General features: G+C 64.3%; 20 protein-coding genes. 11 read left to right on the top strand and 9 right to left on the bottom strand.

The window, feature by feature from the left end:
• Positions 1-94 precede the first annotated feature (94 nt).
• On the top strand, positions 95-2,179 hold the full coding sequence (locus tag H045_RS17800) for a mechanosensitive ion channel domain-containing protein (RefSeq protein ID WP_015373063.1): 2,085 nt from the start codon (positions 95-97) through the stop codon (positions 2,177-2,179).
• 127 nt (positions 2,180-2,306) lie between these two features.
• Here the strand turns inward: H045_RS17800 and H045_RS17795 are convergent, their stop codons facing one another.
• Positions 2,307-6,554 (bottom strand): Lhr family helicase, encoded by a 4,248-nt coding sequence (locus H045_RS17795; protein WP_041931529.1) that lies wholly within the window; start codon positions 6,552-6,554, stop codon positions 2,307-2,309.
• Positions 6,555-6,721: 167 nt separating this feature from the next.
• On the opposite strand from H045_RS17795, the gene H045_RS17790 reads away from it, so the two are divergent.
• On the top strand, positions 6,722-7,606 hold the full coding sequence (locus tag H045_RS17790) for a sugar nucleotide-binding protein (protein WP_003232470.1): 885 nt from the start codon (positions 6,722-6,724) through the stop codon (positions 7,604-7,606).
• Positions 7,607-7,754: 148 nt separating this feature from the next.
• On the opposite strand, the gene H045_RS17785 is transcribed toward H045_RS17790, so the two are convergent.
• The 5 genes from H045_RS17785 to H045_RS17765 all read right to left on the bottom strand — a co-directional run bounded on the left by H045_RS17785 (position 7,755) and on the right by H045_RS17765 (position 11,746).
• On the bottom strand, positions 7,755-8,453 hold the full coding sequence (locus H045_RS17785) for an OmpW/AlkL family protein (RefSeq protein ID WP_015373061.1): 699 nt from the start codon (positions 8,451-8,453) through the stop codon (positions 7,755-7,757).
• Between the two features lie 84 nt (positions 8,454-8,537).
• Positions 8,538-9,059, bottom strand: coding sequence for a DUF3299 domain-containing protein (locus H045_RS17780; RefSeq protein ID WP_015373060.1), 522 nt, complete (start codon positions 9,057-9,059; stop codon positions 8,538-8,540).
• 91 nt (positions 9,060-9,150) lie between these two features.
• Positions 9,151-10,416, bottom strand: coding sequence for an ABC transporter permease (locus tag H045_RS17775; RefSeq protein ID WP_003232476.1), 1,266 nt, complete (start codon positions 10,414-10,416; stop codon positions 9,151-9,153).
• A gap of 1 nt (position 10,417) precedes the next feature.
• The gene (locus tag H045_RS17770; RefSeq protein WP_003232478.1) at positions 10,418-11,128 is read right to left on the bottom strand and encodes an ABC transporter ATP-binding protein; all 711 of its coding nucleotides are present in this window, start codon (positions 11,126-11,128) and stop codon (positions 10,418-10,420) included.
• A 6-nt stretch (positions 11,129-11,134) separates the two neighbouring features.
• Complete coding sequence (locus H045_RS17765) at positions 11,135-11,746, bottom strand: DUF2796 domain-containing protein (protein ID WP_003232482.1); 612 nt, start codon at positions 11,744-11,746, stop codon at positions 11,135-11,137.
• A gap of 132 nt (positions 11,747-11,878) precedes the next feature.
• Between H045_RS17765 and H045_RS17760 the strand changes: the two genes are divergently transcribed.
• Positions 11,879-12,220, top strand: a complete 342-nt coding sequence (locus H045_RS17760; RefSeq protein ID WP_003232484.1) for a hypothetical protein — start codon at positions 11,879-11,881, stop codon at positions 12,218-12,220.
• Here the strand turns inward: H045_RS17760 and trxA are convergent.
• The 3 genes from trxA to H045_RS17745 all read right to left on the bottom strand — a co-directional run bounded on the left by trxA (position 12,217) and on the right by H045_RS17745 (position 14,349).
• Positions 12,217-13,089 carry a thioredoxin gene (trxA, locus tag H045_RS17755; protein ID WP_015373059.1) on the bottom strand — a complete coding sequence of 291 codons (873 nt, stop codon included), beginning with the start codon at positions 13,087-13,089 and terminating at the stop codon, positions 12,217-12,219. The genes H045_RS17760 and trxA overlap by 4 nt on opposite strands.
• A 151-nt stretch (positions 13,090-13,240) precedes the next feature.
• Entirely contained in the window at positions 13,241-13,897 is a 657-nt protein-coding gene (locus H045_RS17750; RefSeq protein ID WP_015373058.1) for a class I SAM-dependent methyltransferase, read from the bottom strand.
• On the bottom strand, positions 13,894-14,349 hold the full coding sequence (locus H045_RS17745; protein ID WP_003232489.1) for a YbaY family lipoprotein: 456 nt from the start codon (positions 14,347-14,349) through the stop codon (positions 13,894-13,896). The genes H045_RS17750 and H045_RS17745 overlap by 4 nt, the downstream gene beginning before the upstream one ends.
• A gap of 140 nt (positions 14,350-14,489) precedes the next feature.
• Between H045_RS17745 and nrdR the strand changes: the two genes are divergently transcribed.
• The 8 genes from nrdR (at position 14,490) to H045_RS17705 (ending at position 20,727) form a co-directional block, all read left to right on the top strand.
• On the top strand, positions 14,490-14,960 hold the full coding sequence (nrdR, locus tag H045_RS17740) for a transcriptional regulator NrdR (RefSeq protein ID WP_003232491.1): 471 nt from the start codon (positions 14,490-14,492) through the stop codon (positions 14,958-14,960).
• The gene (gene ribD, locus H045_RS17735; RefSeq protein ID WP_015373057.1) at positions 14,957-16,084 is read left to right on the top strand and encodes a bifunctional diaminohydroxyphosphoribosylaminopyrimidine deaminase/5-amino-6-(5-phosphoribosylamino)uracil reductase RibD; all 1,128 of its coding nucleotides are present in this window, start codon (positions 14,957-14,959) and stop codon (positions 16,082-16,084) included. The genes nrdR and ribD overlap by 4 nt, the downstream gene beginning before the upstream one ends.
• 46 nt (positions 16,085-16,130) lie before the next feature.
• Positions 16,131-16,793: a riboflavin synthase gene (locus H045_RS17730; RefSeq protein ID WP_003232494.1), complete on the top strand. Its 663-nt coding sequence runs from the start codon at positions 16,131-16,133 to the stop codon at positions 16,791-16,793.
• A gap of 15 nt (positions 16,794-16,808) precedes the next feature.
• Positions 16,809-17,900: a bifunctional 3,4-dihydroxy-2-butanone-4-phosphate synthase/GTP cyclohydrolase II gene (gene ribBA / locus H045_RS17725; protein WP_015373056.1), complete on the top strand. Its 1,092-nt coding sequence runs from the start codon at positions 16,809-16,811 to the stop codon at positions 17,898-17,900.
• 88 nt (positions 17,901-17,988) lie between these two features.
• Entirely contained in the window at positions 17,989-18,465 is a 477-nt protein-coding gene (gene ribH / locus H045_RS17720; RefSeq protein ID WP_003194576.1) for a 6,7-dimethyl-8-ribityllumazine synthase, read from the top strand.
• Positions 18,462-18,962 (top strand): transcription antitermination factor NusB, encoded by a 501-nt coding sequence (gene nusB, locus H045_RS17715; RefSeq protein WP_003232499.1) that lies wholly within the window; start codon positions 18,462-18,464, stop codon positions 18,960-18,962. Before ribH ends, nusB begins: the two co-directional genes overlap by 4 nt.
• A gap of 18 nt (positions 18,963-18,980) precedes the next feature.
• The gene (gene thiL / locus H045_RS17710) at positions 18,981-19,946 is read left to right on the top strand and encodes a thiamine-phosphate kinase (protein WP_015373055.1); all 966 of its coding nucleotides are present in this window, start codon (positions 18,981-18,983) and stop codon (positions 19,944-19,946) included.
• A gap of 55 nt (positions 19,947-20,001) precedes the next feature.
• Positions 20,002-20,727 carry a substrate-binding periplasmic protein gene (locus H045_RS17705; RefSeq protein WP_003232503.1) on the top strand — a complete coding sequence of 242 codons (726 nt, stop codon included), beginning with the start codon at positions 20,002-20,004 and terminating at the stop codon, positions 20,725-20,727.
• Positions 20,728-20,734 lie beyond the last annotated feature (7 nt).

Raw genomic sequence — 20,734 nt, 5'->3', positions numbered from 1 at the left:
TCAGTGTGGGAGGGAGCAAGCCCCCTCTTACAGGGAACGATCAGGGCGCAAACCCGTCAGTTCCTTACAGACCCTTTCCCAGGAGCCCGGTGTTTTGCTGAATCTAAAGACTGTATGGCTGCTCGGCGCACTGCTGTTTTGCGGCAGCGGCGCACTCCAGGCGGCGGCGACCGCACCCGCCGCCGAGGCCCCGGCCAAGCCGGAGCTGCTGGTGGAAGGCGGACTGCTCGGCGCGATCAGTTCCAGCATTGACGACGTGCAGCAGAAGCTCGACCTCAATCAGAACTTCATTGACGAATGGCGCCTGCGCGCCGACCGCGCGGCCAACGAAGTCGGACGCCTGGTCAACCAGACGTCAGCCCGCTCACCGTGGAGCGTGGCCGGGGATTTCCTGCTGTTGTCCGGCGTATGGGTCGGCGCCTTTACCCTGCTGACCTTACTGGGCCGGATGATCGTGCGGCGCCTGGGCCAGCGCGCGTTTTTCGAACGGCGCGGGCGGCTGCTGGCAGTGCTGGGCTACGTAGTGCCCTATACGATCCCGGCCCTCATCTGCCTGCCGCTCACCCTGTACGTCAGCCATTTTCTCGCCACCTCGGTGGGCCGCGCACTGGCGCTTTGTCTGGCTTACGCCACCAGCAGCGGCATCTTTTCCACTTCGATGCTGCTGTGCGTCATCGTCATGTTCAACGTGGGTCACAAGCGCCCGGCGGTGCAGATCATTCGCGACTACTGCCCCAAGCCGCTGTTCCTGATCGGCTTTCTCGCCGCCCTCAGCGATGCCTTGACCAGCCCGCAGATTGCCCGCCAATTGGGCGGCAATATCACCAGCAGCATCGCGGTGTTTACCGGGCTGTTCGCTACCGTGATCTTCGGCGTGCTGGTGGTGCGCCTGCGCCGCCCGGTTGCCCACTTGATTCGCAATCGGCCCCTGGCTCAGCGCCTCAAGCACCCGGCGTTGCAGCAATCGCTGCGCATCTTCTCGGGCCTGTGGTACTGGCCAATCCTGCTGATGGTGCTGGTCTCGGCGATCAACCTGATCGGCGCCGGCGACGATAATCAGAAGGCACTGCGTTGCGCGCTGTTCACCACGATCCTGCTGATCGGCACGGTGTTTCTCAGCACGGTGCTGCAACACCTGTTCAAGTCGCGCAGCCAGGTGGCGATCCAGCGCAGCAGCGCCTACAAGGAGCGCTTCCTCAGTTTGCTGCATGCGATCCTGCGCATCGTGATGGCCGTGGCCTTTATCGAAGTGCTTGGGCGTATCTGGGGCGTGTCGTTGTTCGAGTTCGCCGAGCGCAACTCGATCGGGCGTGCCATCAGCGACTCGCTGAGCAGCATCGGCCTGATCCTGCTGATGACGTGGCTGTTCTGGGTGGTGCTCGACACGGCGATTCAGGAAGCGCTCAAACCCCCGGTCAATAAACGCTCCAGTCGCCAGCCCAGCACGCGGGTCAAGACCATCCTGCCGCTGCTGCGCAATGCGGTGAAGATCATCCTGGTGGTGATCTGCGCCATTACCACCATGGCCAACCTGGGCATCAACGTCGCTCCGCTGCTGGCGGGTGCCGGGGTGGTGGGCCTGGCCATCGGTTTCGGCTCCCAGCAACTGGTGCAGGACGTGATCACCGGCCTGTTCATTATCATCGAAGACACGCTGTCGATCGGCGACTGGGTGGTGCTCGACTCCGGCCACGCCGGCACTGTCGAAGGCCTCACCATCCGCACCCTGCGCCTGCGCGACGGCAAGGGCTTCGTGCATTCGGTGCCGTTCGGGCAGATCAAGGCGGTCACCAACCAGTCGCGACAATTTGCCTACGCGTTCTTCTCGGTGCAGTTCACTTACGACACCGATGTGGACAAGGCCGTGGAGCTGATTCAGGAAGCGGGGCAGTCGATCCGCGACGACGCGTTCCTCAAGTACAACCTGCAAGGCCCGCTGGAAGTGTTCGGCGTCGACAGGATGGACCTCAACGGCGTCGTGCTCACCTCACAGTTTCGCACCGTGTCGGGCGGGCAATATGCAGTCAGCCGCGCGTTCAACCAGCGGTTGAAAAAGCTTGTGGATAACTGTGACGAAGTGCATTTCGCGCAAACTTATCCACAGCAGGTCTTGTTGCCCAAGCGGGTGGGGCAGGCTGAAGAGGCGGTGGCGATAACCGAGCAGCCGCGTAGCCAGTAGAGTTTATATCGCCTGTGCTGGTCTCTTCGCGGGCAAGCCCGCTCCCACATTGGATCGGTTCACCTATCGAACTATGTGAACCCAGTCCAGTGTGGGAGCTGGCTTGCCTGCGATGAGGCCCGCAACTTCACCGCAGGATCAACTTCTCCTGCACCGCCCGCTGATCCACCTCAACCAGCACCTGCTGCTTGCCGCCGACCCTAACCGCCGCAGGCAGCCCATCGCGATACACAATCCGATTGCCACTCACCGCCGGCACTTTGCTCCCCGGTAACAGTGTGCCCACCAGGTTCAGCGGATCCGCCCCACACACCGCCACCAGACTCCCATCGTGCGCGCGCCGCCGTACCTCGCGCAGCAGGGGAATCGCCTCGGGCAAGGCAAACTGCTCCCCGGCCAAGCCGCTCACAAATCGCCCGCCGCGAATCTCCCCGCGTGCTTCCAGGCGATGAAAGGTGCGCAGCAACTCGCGCCAACTCGGCAACCAGTCCGCCTCGCGCTCAAGCAGGCGCCAGAACACCACGCCGTAGCGGCGCAGCAGGGTCATCGCCACGTGCTCTAGCGTCTCTGCCGAATGCGGACCGGCAGCGCCGGGCGGGCGGCGGATCAATGCCCAGCGGCCGGCATCGTCCATGCCGCCGATAAACGCACCGCGCCCGCGCCGGCTGCTGCGCGCCTGCCGCTTGCTGGCCGGCGTGGTCAGGGCGCGCAGCCCGGCAAAGCTATCGGCGTTCACCAGGCCCGCGCCCACCAGTTCCTGCAACGCAGTTTCCAGCTCGCTGCGCAGCAGATGGGCTTCGTGCACCAGCTCATCAAAAAACAGCGCGCCGTGTTCACGCAGGGCCAGGTGGACTTTCTGTGCCTTGGGCGACAGCGCGGTGCTGTCGACGGGTTCAGTCAGCCCGCTCCACAACCCCACCTGACTGCGCGGCAACAGCACCACCGGGGTGCTGCGCAGTGCCATGGCGCCGGCCTTGTCGCTCAGGCGCATCCACACCAGCTTGCCGCTGCGGCACAGCTCATCGAGCCAAGTGGAGGAATAGCCCTTGATGCGCGCGCTGAGCAGGTCACTGTCCCAGGCCGAGGTGGCGGCAGCAAAGCCTTCGAACTGGCCGATGATCTGCGGCAGCACCGCGCTGCCCTGGCCACGGGTGGCGTCGGACAGGTGCTGCCAGTCGAACAGAAAGCGCATGAAATCCTGCAGCGCCACCGGCTCGATTTCGCGGCGCAGGCGCTTGACCGTGTAGCGATGAATACGCGCCAGCAGGTGCCGTTCGCACCATTGCTCTGCGCTGGCGCCCGGGCTGAAATGCCCACGCAACACGTAGCCTTCCTGTTCCAGCCGTGCCAGCGCCTGGGTCACGGCGGCCACCGGCAGCCCAAGGGGGGCGGCAATCTCGCTCACGCTCAACGGGCCAAAACCACCGAGGCGCGCGCGCAGCACTTCGAGCACCGCGTCCTCGAAGGTCCAGGGCTCATCGAAGCCGGGCAATAACGGCAGGTCGTGGGGATAAATCGCCTGCCAGCAGCTCAGCCGTTCCACGGCTACCCACAGCCCGTTGGGCAACAGATACGCGCGCCCGGCCTTGGCCAGCGCCTGCAGCCACTGCGCCCATGGCGGCGTGACTTCGCTTGCGGCGATGCACGCCAGGCTCATCAGCGCTTCGTGCATTTCATCCGGGCCATGGGGCGTAGGCCAGGCTTCCTCACGCACGCCGGCAATCGCCTCGGCGTCCAGGGCGCCGAGGTCGTCGGTGCTTTGCGGGTCGCTCCAGCGCCGGTTGAGCACGGCCTGGGTGCGGCGTTCTTCCAGTGGCGCATCGTCGAGAAAGGTGTAGGGCCGCGCGCTGAGAATTTCCGCCGCCATGGGCGAGGGCGCCGGCAGGTCGCGGCTGATCAGGCGCACCTCGCCGCGTTCCATGCGCCGCAGCAGGGCCAGCCAGGCGTCGCTGTCCATGGCTTCGTGCAGGCAGTCGTCGAGGGTCTGTTCCACCAGCGGGTGTTCAGGCACTTCGCGTTCGCCGGCAAGGTTTTCCAGGCAGGCGATCTGGTCGGGAAACACGCTGGCGATCAGGTCTTCGCTTTTCATGCGCTGGATCTGCGGCGCCACCTTGCGCCCGCCGGTGAAACGCGGCAGGGCCAGCGCCACCCCGGCATTCCAGCGCCAGCGCACGCCGAACAACGGCGCGTCCAGCACCGCCTGGATCAGGATATGTTCGGCGCTGTGGCTGTTGAGGTAACGCCACACCTCATCGAGTTCAAAGCTGTGGCTGGTGGACAGCGACAGCACAATCGCGTTTTCACTGGCCGCCGCTTGCAGCTCGAAATTGAACGTGCGGCAAAAGCGCTTGCGCAACGCCAGGCCCCAGGCGCGATTCAGGCGGCTGCCGAACGGCGTGTGGATGATCAACTGGGTGCCGCCGGAGGCATCGAAAAACCGCTCCATGATCAGCGTGTCGCGGGATGGCAATGCGCTCAGGGCCAGACGCGCGCGGGCCAGGTAATCGAGGATCTGCTCGGCGCTGGCGCGGTTCAGGCCCAGGGTGTCGGTGAGCCAGTCCTGCGCCGGTTGCAGGTCGCCGGGGCTGGCGCCGAGCAGGCGGTCCAACTCGCCTTGCAAGCGCGCCACGGCGGCGGACAGCTCGTTGCTGCGCCCGGGCATTTCGCCGAGCCAGAACGGAATGGTCGGCGGCTGGCCATGGGCATCCTCGACGCGCACCTTGCCGGCTTCGACCCGCAGGATGCGGTAGGAGGTATTGCCCAGCTGGAAGATGTCCCCGGCGATGCTTTCCACCGCAAAGTCTTCGTTGACGCTGCCGATGTTCAGGCTCTGGGGTTCGAGCAAAACGCTGTAGTCGGCGTTGTCGGGGATGGTGCCGCCGCTGGTCACGGCGGTTAGCCTGGCGCCCCGGCGGCCGCGCAGGGTGCGGGTCAGGGCGTCGCGGTGCAGGTAGGCGCTGCGGATGCCCTGGCGCCCGTTGTAGCCCTCGGCGAGCATCTGCAGCAGCGCCTGGTAGTGGCGTTCATCCAGCGCGGCGTAGGGCGCGGCGCGGTGGATCAGTGCCAGCAAGTCCTGCTCCGGCCATTCGCGGGCGCTGACTTCGGCGATGATCTGCTGGGCCAGCACGTCCAGCGGCGCGACCGGGATGTGCAAGGTGTCCAGCTCGCCACGGCGCACGCAGTCGAGCAGGGCGGCGCATTCAATCAGGTCGTCGCGGGTGGTCGCGAACAGGCGCCCCTTGGGCGTGCCGCCGACCTGATGGCCGGAGCGTCCAACTCTTTGCAAAAAACCGTTGATGGAACCGGGCGAGCCGATCTGGCACACCAGGTCCACCTCGCCAATATCGATCCCCAGCTCCAGCGACGCGGTGGCGATCAGCACTTGCAGCGCGCCGGCCTTGAGCCGTTGCTCGGCGTCCAGGCGCAGTTCCTTGGCGAGGCTGCCGTGGTGCGCGGCCACGGCGGCCTTGCCCAGGCGCTCGCTCAGGTGACGGGCCAGACGTTCGGCCAGGCGCCGGGTGTTGACGAAAATCAGCGTGGTGCGGTGTTCGCGAGCCAGTGCCGCGAGGCGGTCGTAAACCAGCTCCCAGACGTCATTGGCCATGACCGCCGAAAGCGGCACCGGCGGCACTTCGATACCCAGGTCGCGTGGGCGGGCGTGGCCGATATCGACGATCGCGCACTCGCGCGCGGTGCCCACCAGAAACCGCGACACCGCTTCGATGGGCTTTTGCGTGGCCGACAAACCAATGCGCGTCAGCGGCTCGGCGCACACGCCTTGCAGGCGCTCCAGGCTCAGCGCCAGGTGGCTGCCGCGCTTGCCGGCGGCGATGGCATGGATCTCGTCGACGATGACTGTGCGCGTGCTGGCGAGCATCTGCCTGCCGGAGTCCGAGCCGAGCAGCACGTACAGCGATTCGGGGGTGGTCACCAGGATATGCGGCGCGCGTTTGCGCATCAGCGCGCGGTCCTTTTGCGGGGTGTCGCCGGTGCGCACGGCGGTGCGGATCTCCAGCGGCGCCAGACCCTGGCTCTGCAACTGCGCGCTGATCCCGGCCAGCGGGTTTTGCAGGTTGATCTGGATGTCGTTGGACAGCGCCTTGAGCGGCGACACGTACACCACCTGCGTCGCGTCCGGCAGGTTGCCGCCGTTGGCCAGGCCCTGTTGGACCAGGTCGTCGAGCACCGCGAGGAAGGCCGTGAGGGTCTTGCCCGAGCCGGTCGGCGCGGCGATCAGCGTCGAGCGACGCTGGCGGATCAGCGGCCATGCCTGGGCCTGGGCGCCGGTCACTGCGGGAAACGTGCTGCGAAACCAGGCGCTGACGGCGGGGTGAAAACCGTCCAATGCCCTGTCCGTTGATTCAGGAAGGTTCATGCAATGATTGATGCCACCGGCTCCAACAAGTTGCAAACGCTTACTTTATCCGTGACGGTTGCGCTACAAACCCGCAAAATGCAACGATTCCGGCTACACCCCACGGTATGGCATACACGTCTGCCGACACTAACCATCGTTCCAAACAGACCGGGCCTGCTCAATCTATGCGAATGCGCCTTATGTTACTGGGCGGCGGGAATGCCCTCGGGCAGGCGCTGATTCGCCTCGGTGCAGAGGAAGACATCGGGTTCCTCTCCCCCAAACCGCCCCAAGACGGCTGGGATGCCGCGAGCCTCACCCAATTGCTCGACGACACCCGTCCTGATGCACTGATCAACCTCGCCTACTATTTCGACTGGTTCCAGGCTGAAGCCGTCAGCGAAACCCGTCTGGCGGCTCAGGAATACGCCATCGAGCGCCTGGCCGAACTGTGCCAGCACCACAGCATCACCTTGCTGCAACCGTCCAGCTACCGCGTATTCGATGGCTCGCGCGCCACCGCCTACAGTGAAAAGGACGATCCGGTGCCGCTGGGCCTGCGCGGCCAGGCGCTGTGGCGTATCGAGCAAAGCGTGCGCGCCACCTGCCCGCAACATGTGCTGCTGCGTTTTGGCTGGCTGCTGGATGACAGCGCCGACGGCACCCTCGGGCGCTTTCTGGCCCAGGCCGAACAACCAGGTGAAATACCGATGGCCGATGACCGACGAGGCAACCCGACGCCGGTGGACGATGCCGCGCGGGTGATCATTTCGGTGCTCAAGCAACTCGATTGCGCAGCGCCCTTGTGGGGCACCTACCACTACGCCGGCCACGAGGCGACCACGCCGCTGGCGCTGGGCCAGGCGATCCTCAGCGAGGCGCGCAGCTTTCGTGCGCTGGCCATTGAGTCGCCCACCGCCCAGGCCCACGCGGCCCGGCCAGATGCGGCGGACGAACCGCAGCACGCGGTGCTGGCCTGCAAGAAAATCCTCCACACCTTCGGCATCAAGCCCCGGGCATGGCGGGCGGGATTGCCGGCGTTGCTGGACCGGTTCTACCGCCATACCTGACACGCTACACACGCCAATGTGGAAGCGAACCAATGTGGGAGCTGGCTTGCCTGCGATAGCATCACCTCGGTATCACTGATGCACCGAGTTGCTTGCATCGCAGGCAAGCCAGCTCCCACATTGGTGTGTAGAGTCGGTCAGAGCGGCCTTAGAACTTGTAACCAATCCCCACCATGTACACCATCGGGTCGACATCCACATTGACCTTGGCCCGGGTGCCCTGGCCCAGCGCGTTGTTATCCACTGTCGCTTTGGTGCTGATGTCGATGTAGCGCGCCTGGGCGTTGATCATCCACTTGTCGTTGATCATGTAATCGGCGCCGATCTGCGCGGACCAGCCCCACGAGTTTTCCGCCTTGAAGTTGCTGAAGCCGGCGTTGGAGGCACGGCTGCCGACATGTTCATCGTAGATCCAGGTGTAGTTGATGCCCGCGCCGACATAGGGTTGGAACGCGGACTGATTGTCCAGCGGGTAATACACCACGCTCAGGGTCGGCGGCAGGTGCTTGAGGGTGCCGAGCTTGCCGTTGGCGGCGCCAAGGGCGGTGTTCTTGATTTTTACGTCATGCTCGAACGGCGTGGCGGCCAGCAGTTCGAGGCCGACGTGGTCGGTGAGCATGTAGGCGAAGTTCAGACCCAACTGGGTATCGCTGCTCATGGTCGCCTTGCCGCCCAGGTTGGCGCCGGCCAAGGGGCCTTGATCCACCTTGACGCTGCTGCTGTCGGCCTTCGGATTCACGGTGATCGCACCGGCGCGAATCAGGATGTCGCCCGCTTGGTGAGCCTGGGCGAGCGGGGCGGCGAGGGCCAGCGCGAAGAACGACGCGCCGAGCAGAGACTTGTTCATGGGAGCTCCAAAAGGACGTTAAAAGGTGTACGTCCAATGGTAAAGATCGTACCGCTCGATCTTTTGACTCAGCTCAATGAAAGGTTATTCCTGCAGTTCGTACATGTAGATTTTCTCGGCATCCATCTGGTAACCGGCATCGGCCAACTCACTGGACGATGGCTTGACCTGCATCGCGCCCTCGATCCAGTACGGCTGGTACAGCTCATCGAGCTTCACACCGACTTCGCTTTTCACATGCACGATCTGGTTCGACGGCGGCGGCGGCACGTGGATGCACGCGCCGAAATACGGCACCAGCAAGAACTCGGTGGTGCGGCCTTCTTCGCTGACTTCCAGCGGCACGATATAGCCCGGCAGGCGAATGTGCTTGCCGTCCAGGCTCTGCACCACCGGCGCGTTGGGCAGGTCCTGTTTGGCGGCGGGCGCGGCCTCGACGGACAGGGCATCGGCCATGTTCGACAGGTCGTGCAGCGGTTTCATATTGGGGATTTCCGGCGGCGCGTCCGGCGGGATCATCTCCTGCCAGGACAGATCCCTGGGCTGATCTTGCGCCCAGGCGGGCACGGTTATCAGCAGCAGGAATGCAAACAGGGCACGACGCATGGAGACTCCTCAATGAATAGCTACTAGCCGCAAGCTACACGTAAAAGCCGACTCGCTTGCAGCTTAACGCTTGAAACTTGCAGCTGCGGTTCTACAGCCGTATGGACAGACCATCGGCCAAGGATTGTCGGTAGGCGCGCCAGGCCGGCACGCTGCCCATCAACAACGCTGCGGCGAGAATACCCGCCAGCAGGGTCCATTCATATTCGCTTGGCCATGACATCGGCAGGTCCAGGCCATAGTTGGCCTGCAAATAACCGCGCGATGCGGCGATGCACACGTACAACAAGCCTACGCCGGCCACCACGCCGGCGAGCGCCAGGGCGAACGCTTCGAAAATCAGCAGGCTTGCGATATGCCACGGTCGTGCTCCCACCGAACGCAGAATTGCCATTTCGCGGCGGCGCTCGTTGAGACTGGTGAGAATCGCCGTGAGCATGCCGATCAAACCGGTCAGCACCACGAACAGCGAGATCACGAACAGCGCCTTCTCGGCGGTACCCATCATGCTCCACAGCTCTTGCAGCGCCACGCCGGGCAGGATCGCCAGCATCGGCTCGCCACGGAACTCGTTGATTTCCCGCTGCAGGGCGAAAGTGGAAATCTTGTTGTTCAGGCCCAGCATGAACGCGGTGATCGCCTGCGGGGTGAGGTCCATATTGCGCGCCTGATCGGCGCTGATGCGGCCTTTGCCCTGGGCCGGCACGCCGTTGTGCCAGTCGATGTGGATCGCTTCCATGCCGCCCAGGCTGATGTGCAGCGTGCGGTCGACGGGCGTGCCGGTGCGCTTGAGAATGCCGACTACGGTGAAGGGTTTGTCGTCGTGCTTGACCAGGCTGACCACTGCCACGCCGTGGGCCAGCACCAGTTTGTCGCCCAGCTTGTAATGCAGTGCGTCAGCCACTTCAGCGCCCAGCACCACTTCGAAAGGGTCAGTGGCGAAGGCGCGGCCGCTGGCCAGTTCGAGGTTTTGCTTGCGCCCGTACTGGTAGTGCTCGAAATAGGACTGGTTGGTGCCCATCACGCGGTAGCCACGATGGGAGTCGCCGAGGGAAATCGGGATCGCCCATTTCACCTGCGGGCTGGCGGCGAAGTGCTCGAAGCTGTCCCAGCGGATGTTGTTGGTGGCGTTGCCGATGCGAAACACCGAATACAGCAACAGGTTCACCGAACCCGAGCGGGCGCCGACGATCAGGTCGGTGCCACTGATGGTGCTGGCGAAGCTGTTGCGCGCCTCGACCCGCACGCGCTCCACGGCCAGCAGCAGGCACACGGAAAGCGCGATGGCGAAGGCGGTGAGCGTCGCGGTGAAGCGGCGGTTAGCCAGGCTGGCCATGGCTAGACGGAACAGATACATCTCAAACCTCTGCGGGCGTGGCGGCGCGATTGAGTTCGGCCAGCGACAGGTTGCGGTCGAACAGCGCTGCCAGGCTCTGGTCGTGGCTGACGAACAACAGGCTGGCGCCGGCGTCGCGGCATTCGGCGAACAACAGCTGAAGGAAAGCCTCGCGGGCGTCGTAGTCCAGGGCCGAGGTGGGTTCGTCGGCGATCACCAGCTCTGGCTGGCCGATCAGCGCCCGGGCGGCGGCCACCCGTTGCTGCTGGCCGATGGACAGCGCGTCGGCGCGACGTTCCAGCAGGTCTTTATCCTTGAGGCCCAGGTGCGCGAGCAGGGCGGCGGCGGCTTTGTCCACACTGCCGTGGCGCTGCCTGGCCCGCTGCGCGCGCACGTTGGAAAAGTGGCAGGGCAGTTCGACGTTTTCGCGCACCGACAAAAACGGCAGCAGGTTGAATTGCTGGAATATGTAGCCGGTGTGATCAACGCGAAAGCGGTCGCGGGCGCCGGCCGAGAGTTCGGTGAGTTCCTGGCCGAGCAGGCGAATGCTGCCCCGGCTGGGCTTGTGCACACCGCCCAGCAGCCCCAGCAGGGTGGTCTTGCCACTGCCGCTGGGGCCTTTGAGAAACAGGGTTTCGCCGCGTTCCAGACGGAATGCGGGGATGTCCAGCAACTGCGGGTGACCGGGCCAGTTGAAGCCCAGGTCAGACAGTTCGATCAAGGCTTGGGTCATGGGCAATCAGAACTTCAGGGTGGCAGCTGTGGCCGTTGCGTCGACACCTTGCTGGCCGCTCGGGCCAATCAGTTGTACCTGAATTTTCTTGGTGGCAGGGAAGGTCTTGAACACCTGGGTCAGGTCCAGGTTGCTCAGCGCAGTCGGCGTGGCGCAGGTGAACTGGTAATGCGCGTGGATTTCGCTGTGGTCGTGATGATGTTCGTGGGCCGCTGCGCCCTTGCCGTCGGTGGCATGGTCGTCAGCATCATCGTCATCGTCGTGATCGGCTTCAGGCTTGTCGCCAAACAACGGGCTGTTGAGTTCCTGGGTGCTCACCACGCAGCCGGCCGCCTTGGGCAGGTTGAACAGGGCCAATGGGTTTTCCAGTTGCTTGCGCGCGGCGGCAACCTTGGCCTTGTCAGCGGCGGTGGTGGCCAGGTGTTCGAAACCCACCAGGTTCATGGCCGGGCTTTCCAGCTCAAGCTCCAGGGTCTGACCATCGAGCACGGCGTTGAGGCGGCCTACGCCATGTTCGTGGGCTCCGAGGCTGCCGTGTTCGTGGTCGTGATCTTCATGGGCATGGGCCACAGCCAGTGGCAGCAGGGCAAACGGCAAAGCGAGCAGCAGACGGCGCATGGGAAGGCTCCAGAACATGAAAGGTTTGTTATGTGATCTTATAACAATAATGGCGAGAGTTTGACCGCGCGCTTGGCGTTGCGCAAGCCGCATGGGAGCATGCCCGTCAGAAAAAATGCAGGAGAAAAGACGATGTTGCGAATTCGTGGAACCGTCGGCGACCTGCCGGTGGACTTGACCCTGGAGCTGGACGACGGCGACTGGGCCAAGCTGGGCGCGCAGTTGCAGGCTGCTCCGGCGCCGAGTACACCAGCTGCTGCGCCGGTTAGGCAGGATGACGACCTGTGGCAGAACGCCCAGGCGCTGTTGCGCAACGCCGGGCAGTTAAGCGGCCTGGAGTTGCTTGATCAGTTGGAAGGGGTGGCCGGTGATGCGGCGACGGGCAAGCGCCTGCTGGTGCGCCTGCGCCATAGCGCCAAGGTCAAGGTGAGCAGCGGCGGGGATACGCCGCTGTACAGTTGGGTCGGCGATTAATACAACGCGGCGAACAACTTGCGGCGGTACACGGTCACCAGCGGGTGTTCATTGCCCAGCAACTCGAACACCTGCAGCAGGGTCTTGTGCGGCAGACCTTCGCTGTAGCTGCGGTTGCGGATGAACAGCTTGAGCAGGCCTTCGAGCGCCGCGTCGTATTGCTGGCGCGCCAGTTGCTGAATGCTCAACTGGTAGGCTGCTTCGTCGTCCTGCGGGTTCTGCGCCAGACGGCTTTTCAGGTCGGCGGCGTCCGGCAGGTCGGCGGCCTGGCGCAGGAAGGTGATCTGCGCCTTGGCGCCGGCGAGGGCGGCTTTGTGAGCGTCGCCGCTGACCGCGTCCAGCACGGCCTGGGCTTCGCCCAATTCACCGCGTTCGGCCAGGCAGCGCGCATACAGGATCAGCGCGGCGGCGTTGGTATTGTCTTCACCGAGCAGCGTCACCAGCAGCGCCTCGGCATCGCTGATTCGGCCTTCGGCAAACAGCGTCTGGGCCTGCTCCAGCGGGTCGGCCGCCGCCGGTGGCGGCATCTGCACGTGGGGCTCGAGCATCGCGCGCACCGCCGATTCCGGCTGCGCGCCGGCAAATCCGTCCACCGGCTGGCCATCCTTGAACAGCACCACCGTCGGCAGGCTTTGAATGCCGAAACGCGCGACGATGTCCGATTCCGCTTCGCAGTCGACCTTGGCCAACAACAACTCACCCTGATAACTCTCGGCAATTTGCGCCAGCATCGGCATCAACGCCTTGCATGGCGCACACCACTCGGCCCAGAAATCCACCAGCACGGGTTTTTCGAAAGAGTTCTGAATCACCGCCTGTTCGAAGTTGGCGGTGGTGACGTCGAAGATGTACGGCGTGGGTTCACTCATGGGGCGTCTCTAATAGAGCGGGAATGGGGGCAACTATAAGGGCTGGCGCCATTGGCTGAAAGCGCAGTGCAGGCAAGATCGCTATCGCAGGCAAGCCAGCTCCCACAAAAAAACGCGGCCACATGTGGGAGCGGGCTTGCCCGCGATGCCCTCAAGCGCGCCGCGCATGGTACAGGCTCACCTTGCGAAACTCCCAAGGCTCGGCCAGGTCCGGCAGTGTCAGCGCTTCAAGGATCTCCAGCCGCCGGTAATCGGCATGCTGAAAATCCCGCACCCGCGAATCCGCCACCAATGCCTCGCGGCCTCGGGTGAGGAAGTGGTCCAGCAGCGGCAGGTTGGCGCGGTCGTACAGCACATCGGCGACGAGGATCAGGTCGAAACGGTCGGCTTCGGCAAAAAAATCCGCCGAATAGCCCAACTGCACGCCATTGAGTTCGGCATTTGCCCGGCAGGCCGCCAGTGCCAGCGGGTCCAGGTCGCACGCCACCACTTCCAGCGCGCCTGCTTTGGCCGCCGCAATTGCGGCCACGCCGGAACCGGCGCCAAAGTCCAGCACCCGCTTGCCGGCCACCCACTGCGGGTTCGCCGCCAGATAGCGCGCCAGCGCCAGGCCGCTGGCCCAGCAGAAACTCCAGTACGGCGGCTCATGGAGGATGCGCCGGGTTTCTTCCTGGCTGAATGCACGGTTCATGTTGTCGGCGTTCAGCAGCCACAGCGACAGCGCAGTGCCCGGCAGCGCGCAGGGCAGCAATTGCGCGTCGCCGATCAGTTGGCTCAAGGCGCTTTGCAGGTCCAGCGGTGGCGTCATGGCGCCTTGACGAGCTGCAGGGGGCCGGTGGTTTGTGTGATCGCCTGGGTGATGCGCACGGCGGGCAGATGCAGGATCAACTGGCCGGACTGGCTGGCGCGGCCACGCAATTCAACCCGCGCACCAGCCGGGAAGGCCTCGGGGTTGAAGCGCAGGCGAAACGCCAGGGGCTTGCCGTTGCCGGTCAGCACGCTGCTGGCGAGCAGTTGTTGTGGGCGCGAGCGTTCGTCGATCACCAACAGGGCCATCTCGACTTCGGCACCGGCCGGTACGTTGGTCAGGTTGCCGCTGATTTCACGCTGATAGGCGGGCAGGGGGCCGACCTCTTCAATGCCCGGCACTTTTTTCTCCTGCGCGGGGGCAGGCACCGGTGCGGCGGGCTTGGGGGCTTCGCTGCTGCAGGCGACCAGAAAACCGAGCAGAGTGAGCAAAACAAGTGGTCGTAACTGCATGTACAGCTCCAGGAAGGACTAAATCCGTGACGTGAAAGGTAACAAACATATAAGCCTGCCTATATACCGTAAAGGCTATGGCTTGTCTTGCCACGGGGATGCGCTACCATGGCCCTCCCATTTTTTGTTGCCTGCCCACCATGCACTGTCCCTTCTGCGGTGCCAACGACACCAAGGTCATTGATTCGCGTCTGGTCGCCGAGGGCGATCAAGTGCGTCGTCGGCGCGAATGCCTGGCGTCTGGCTGCGGTGAACGTTTCACCACCTTCGAAACCGCCGAACTGGTATTGCCCCGTCTGATCAAGTCCGACGGCAGCCGCCAGCCTTTCGACGAAGACAAACTGCGCGCCGGTATGCAGCGCGCCCTGGAAAAACGCCCGGTGAGTGTCGAGCGCCTGGAAGCGGCGCTGGTGCACATCAAGCACAAGCTGCGCGCGACCGGCGAGCGCGAGGTCAAAAGCCTGGTGGTGGGCGAGCTGGTGATGGGCGAGCTGCAAAAGCTCGACGAAGTCGCCTATATCCGTTTCGCTTCCGTGTATCGACGCTTCCAGGACCTCAACGAGTTCCGCGAAGAGATCGACCGCCTGGCGCGTGAGCCGTCCAAGCAATGAGCCCTGAACAGGCGGTACTCGACGCCCACTACATGGCCCGCGCCCTGGAACTGGCGCGCAAGGGCCTGTACACCACCCATCCCAACCCGCGCGTGGGCTGCGTGATCGTGCGTGACGGGCAAATTGTCGGCGAAGGCTGGCATGAGCGCACTGGCGAACCCCATGCCGAGCCCAACGCCCTGCGCGCTGCAGGTAGCAAGGCGCGCGGCGCCACGGTGTACGTGACCCTCGAACCCTGCAGCCACCATGGCCGCACGCCGCCCTGCGCCGATGCGCTGGTGACGGCCGGTGTCGCGCGGGTGGTGGCCGGCATGCAGGATCCCAACCCGGAAGTGGCCGGGCGCGGTATGCAACGCCTGGCCCAGGCCGGTATCGAGGTGCGCAGCGGCGTGCTGGAAGCCGAAGCGCGGGCGCTTAACCCCGGCTTTCTCAAACGCATGGAACATGGCCTGCCGTTCGTGCGGGTCAAGTTGGCGATGAGCCTGGACGGGCGCACCGCGATGGCCAGCGGCGAAAGCCAATGGATCACCGGCCCCGCCGCCCGCGCCGCCGTGCAGCGCCTGCGTGCTCAAGCCAGCGTGGTATTGACTGGCGCCGACACCGTGCTGGCCGACGGTGCGCGCCTGACCGTGCGCGCCGCCGAACTCGGTCTCGATCCCGAAACCACCGCCCTGGCCATGTCCCGCCCGCCGCTGCGCGTGCTGATCGACGGCCGTCTGCGCGTGCCGCTCAACGCGCCATTTTTCAAGGCCGGTCCGGCGCTGGTGATCACCTGCGTCACCGCGCAAAACCAGTTCCCCCGTGGCCCCGAATGCCTGGTGGTGCCAGGCGTTGAGGGTCAGGTTGACCTGCGCGCGGCGCTGGTGGCGCTGGCAGCGCGTGGCGTCAACGAGGTGCTGGTGGAAGCCGGCCCGAGCCTGGCCGGTGCATTTGCCCAGCAGGGCCTGGTGGACGAATACGTGATTTTCGTCGCCGGCAAGTTTCTGGGCTCCGCCGCCCGGCCGTTGCTGGACTGGCCGCTTGAGAAGCTGGCCGATGCCCCCCAACTCAAGATCACTGACCTGCGCGCTGTGGGCGACGACTGGCGAGTCACTGCCATCCCTGTGCCAGCAGCGAGCGTATAATTCTGACCGGGCTCAGGCGCCCGTCCCCCGTTTTCAGGAGAACGACATGTTCACCGGCATCATCGAATCCATCGGCAGCATCCGGGCAATGACCCCCAAAGGCGGTGATATCCGCCTGCTGGTTGAAACCGGCAAGCTCGATCTGGGCGACGTCAAACTGGGCGACAGCATTGCGGTGAGTGGCGTATGCCTCACCGTCGTTGAATTACCGGGCAACGGTTTTGCCGCCGATGTGAGCCGCGAAACCCTGGACTGCACCGCGATGAGCGACCTCAAGGCCGGCAGTCCGGTCAACCTGGAAAAAGCCCTCACGCCGACCACGCGCCTGGGCGGTCACCTGGTCAGCGGCCACGTCGACGGTGTCGGCGAAGTGGTCGCGCGCAGCGAAAACGCGCGGGCCGTGGAGTTTCGCATCCGCGCACCCAAAGAACTGGCCAAGTACATCGCCCACAAAGGTTCGGTCACCGTGGACGGCACCAGCCTGACCGTGAACGCCGTGAATGGCGCCGAATTCGAGCTGACCATCATTCCCCACACCCTCAGCGAAACCATCATGGCGTCCTACCAGCCGGGTCGCCGTGTGAACCTGGAAGTGGACTTGCTGGCCCGTTACCTGGAGCGCCTGTTGATGGGCGATAAGGCCGCAGAGCCAACATCCGGGAACATCACCGAAAGTTTTTTGGCCGCCAACGGCTACCTTAAATCCTGACCAAGGGGGTGCCGCGTGGCGCTCAACAGCATCGAAGAACTGGTTGAAGACATCCGCCAAGGCAAGATGGTCATCCTCATGGATGACGAAGACCGCGAGAACGAAGGCGACATCATCATGGCCGCCGAGGCCTGCAAGGCCGAGCACATCAACTTCATGGCCAAGCACGCCCGCGGGCTGATATGCATGCCCATGAGCCGCGAGCGCTGCGAACGGCTCAAGTTGCCGTTGATGGCGCCGCGCAACGGTTCGGGGTTCGGCACTAAGTTCACCGTGTCCATCGAAGCCTCCACCGGCGTCACCACCGGCATCTCCGCCGCTGACCGCGCGCGCACCGTGCAGGCTGCTGCCGCGCGTGATGCCAAGGCCGAAGACATCGTCAGCCCCGGCCATATCTTCCCGCTGATGGCCCAACCGGGCGGTACCCTGGCGCGTGCCGGCCACACCGAGGCAGCCTGCGACCTGGCGCGCATGGCCGGGTTCGAGCCCAGTGGCGTAATCTGCGAAGTGATGAACGACGACGGCACCATGGCCCGTCGCAGTGAACTCGAGACCTTTGCGGCCGAACACAACCTCAAGATCGGCACCATCGCCGACCTGATCCACTACCGCATGATCCACGAACGTACCGTTCAGCGGATTGCCGAGCAGCCGCTGGACAGCGAACTGGGCCAGTTCAATCTGGTGACCTACCGCGATTCGGTGGAAGGCGATGTGCACATGGCCCTCACCCTGGGCAGCATCAGCGCCGACGAACCGACCCTGGTGCGGGTGCACAACATGGACCCGTTGCGCGACCTGCTGATGGTCAAGCAACCGGGTCGCTGGAGCCTGCGCGCCGCCATGGCGGCGGTGTCCGAGGCCGGCAGTGGCGTGGTGCTGTTGCTCGGCAACCCGGTAGATGGCGATGTTCTGCTTGCGCATATTCGTGAAACCGCCGAGCACTCGCAGATCAAGACGCCGACCACCTACAGCATCGTCGGTGCCGGTTCGCAGATCTTGCGCGACCTGGGCGTGCGCAAAATGCGCCTGATGAGCGCGCCGATGAAATTTAATGCGATATCCGGATTCGACCTGGAAGTTGTAGAATACGTGCCCTCCGAATAAAGCCCGGCGATTTTTGCCCCTTGTTCGCGGTTAACACATCACTGAGGGACGCATTTTTCGCGTCCCTGCTCTTTAAGAGATTTGTCGAATGACCCTGAAGACCATCGAAGGTACCTTCATCGCCCCCAAAGGCCGCTACGCCCTGGTGGTTGGCCGCTTCAACAGCTTCGTGGTTGAAAGCCTGGTGAGCGGTGCCGTGGACGCCCTGGTTCGCCACGGTGTGAGCGAAAGCGATATCACCCTGATCCGTGCCCCTGGCGCCTTCGAAATTCCACTGGTTGCGCAAAAAGTTGCTCAGCAAGGTGAATACGCGGCGATCATCGCCCTGGGCGCTGTGATTCGTGGCGGTACTCCACACTTCGAATACGTTGCCGGTGAATGCACCAAGGGCCTGGCCCAGGTGTCCATGGAGTTCGGCGTGCCCGTCGCGTTCGGCGTGCTGACCGTGGATTCCATCGAGCAGGCCATCGAGCGTTCCGGCACCAAAGCCGGTAACAAAGGCGCAGAAGCCGCCTTGTCCGCCCTGGAAATGGTCAGCCTGCTGTCGCAGTTGGAGGCCAAGTGATTTCCGACGACGGCGACAACTTCAACCCACGCGACCCGCGCCCTGCGGACGCCGGCAAGCCCTCGAAAAACGAAAAGCGCCGTGCTGCGCGCCAACTGGCCACCCAGGCGCTGTACCAGCGTCAGATGGCAGGCACCTCGTTGACCGAAATCGAAGCGCAGTTTCGCGTCGATAACGACTTCACGTTCGCGGACCTGCCGTACTTCCACGACATTCTGCACGGTGTGCACGCCAACCTGAGCGAGATCGACGCGGCCCTGGCCCCGTGCCTGGACCTGACCATCGAAGAGCTCGATCCGGTTGAGCTGTGCGTCATGCGCCTGTCCGCCTGGGAACTGCTCAAGCGTGTCGACGTACCGTACCGTGTGGTGATCAACGAAGGCATCGAACTGGCGAAAGTCTACGGTTCGACCGACGGCCACAAGTTCGTCAACGGCGTGCTCGACAAGCTGGCCCCGCGCCTGCGTGAAGCCGAAGTAAAGGCCTACAAGCGCTGATGTGCGCTTGAGTCCGGCATGGGCGAGTTCGAGCTGATCCGCAATTACTTCGCCGCCGCGCCCTGTGCGCAGGGCGGCGAAGGCATCGCTCTTGGGATCGGCGATGACTGCGCCTTGCTGGCGTTGCCTCCCGGCGAACAACTGGCGGTTTCCACCGATACGCTGGTGGCCGGTGTACATTTTGCCGACCCCTGTGACCCGTTTCTGCTTGGCCAGCGCTCGTTGGCCGTGGCGGTGAGCGACCTGGCTGCCATGGGCGCCAGTCCCCTTGCATTCACCCTTGCCCTGACTACGCCGACCGTCGATGCCGATTGGCTGCAACGCTATGCTCAGGGTTTAAACGCCATGGCGCAACGCTGCGGCGTAGGGTTAGTGGGAGGCGACACCACGCGCGGCCCGCTGAGCCTGACCCTGACTGTGTTTGGTCGTGTACCGGCCGGCCAGGCGTTGACCCGCAGCGGCGCGCAGCCGGGTGATCTGCTCTGTGTGGGTGGCGAGCTGGGCAATGCCGCCGGCGCCTTGCCGTTGGTGTTGGGCCAGCGCACGGCGGATGCGGCCATTGCCGAACCCTTGCTGGCCCATTACTGGTCGCCGCAACCGCAACTGGCCCTGGGGGTGGCGCTGCGCGGCAAGGCGACCTCGGCCATGGACATCTCCGACGGCCTGCTGGCCGACTGCGGGCATATCGCCAGAGCATCGGCGGTCAGCTTGCTGATCGAGCGACAGGCGCTGCCGTTGTCTGCAGCCTTGCTGGCGTTTGTCGGCGACAACGAGGCCCGCGTGGCCGCGTTGAGTGGCGGCGATGACTATGTGCTGGTGTTCACGTTGCCGGCAGACGCGCTGGCGCCATTGCTGGCCGGTGGCTGGCCGATCCATGTGATCGGCCGGGTCGCGGCGGGGCAGGGCGTGACGCTGCACGATGCCCATGGGCGCGACGTTACGCCGGTGGTTCGTGGCTATCAGCATTTTCACGACGCGCCCTAGTCCGGCGTCCTGCGCTACCCTTTAACCGATTATTACCCTGCGGGAGACCGTCACCATGGATGTGCGCCCCTGGCTGTTGATCCTCCTGTGCGTTGTCGCGTCCTGGGTGCAGGCGCACGAACCGCCAGTGCCGGGCAAGATCATGCTGGCCAGTGAGGAGTGGGACAACTACACCAACCGCGATGGCAGCGGTCTTGGCTGGGAAGTGTTGCGCCAGGTGTTCGAACCCGCCGGCATCGCCCTGCAAACCCGCAGCGTGCCGTATACCCGTGCGGTCGGCCTGACCCGGCGTGGCGAAGTGGACGGTTGGGTCGGCTCCTATCGCGACGAGACCGAAGGCGTGTTGTACCCGGATTTGCCCTTTGACGCCGATCACGTCTACGCCCTGGGGCTTTCGACGACGCCTGCGCCAACCCCGGCAACGTTGGGGCATTACCGCCTGGCCTGGGTGCGCGGCTATAAATACGAGGATTACCTGACCAATGTGCACCGCTTCAACCAGATTCAGCGGCGCGACGGGATCCTGCCGATGCTAGAGCATGGTCGCGCCGACTTCTACATCGACTCGCTCACCGAAGCCCGATACGTCCTCGGCCAGGCGGCCGACCCCGGGAAGTTCAGGCTCACCCCCATCATCGAATTGCCGCTCTACGTGGGCTTTGCCGATAACGAGCGGGGGCGTGCATTGATGGCGGTGTACGACCAGCGCATGGCTGCGCTGGTCAAAAGCGGGGAGCTGAAGCCGATCTTCCAGCGCTGGAAGCTGCCCTATCCGTTCTGACGTGCAT

Source organism: Pseudomonas poae RE*1-1-14, from assembly GCF_000336465.1.
Taxonomy (GTDB): domain Bacteria; phylum Pseudomonadota; class Gammaproteobacteria; order Pseudomonadales; family Pseudomonadaceae; genus Aquipseudomonas; species Aquipseudomonas poae.
Note: the sequence above shows the minus strand (reverse complement) of the source record. Positions and strands in the feature narration are given on the sequence as shown.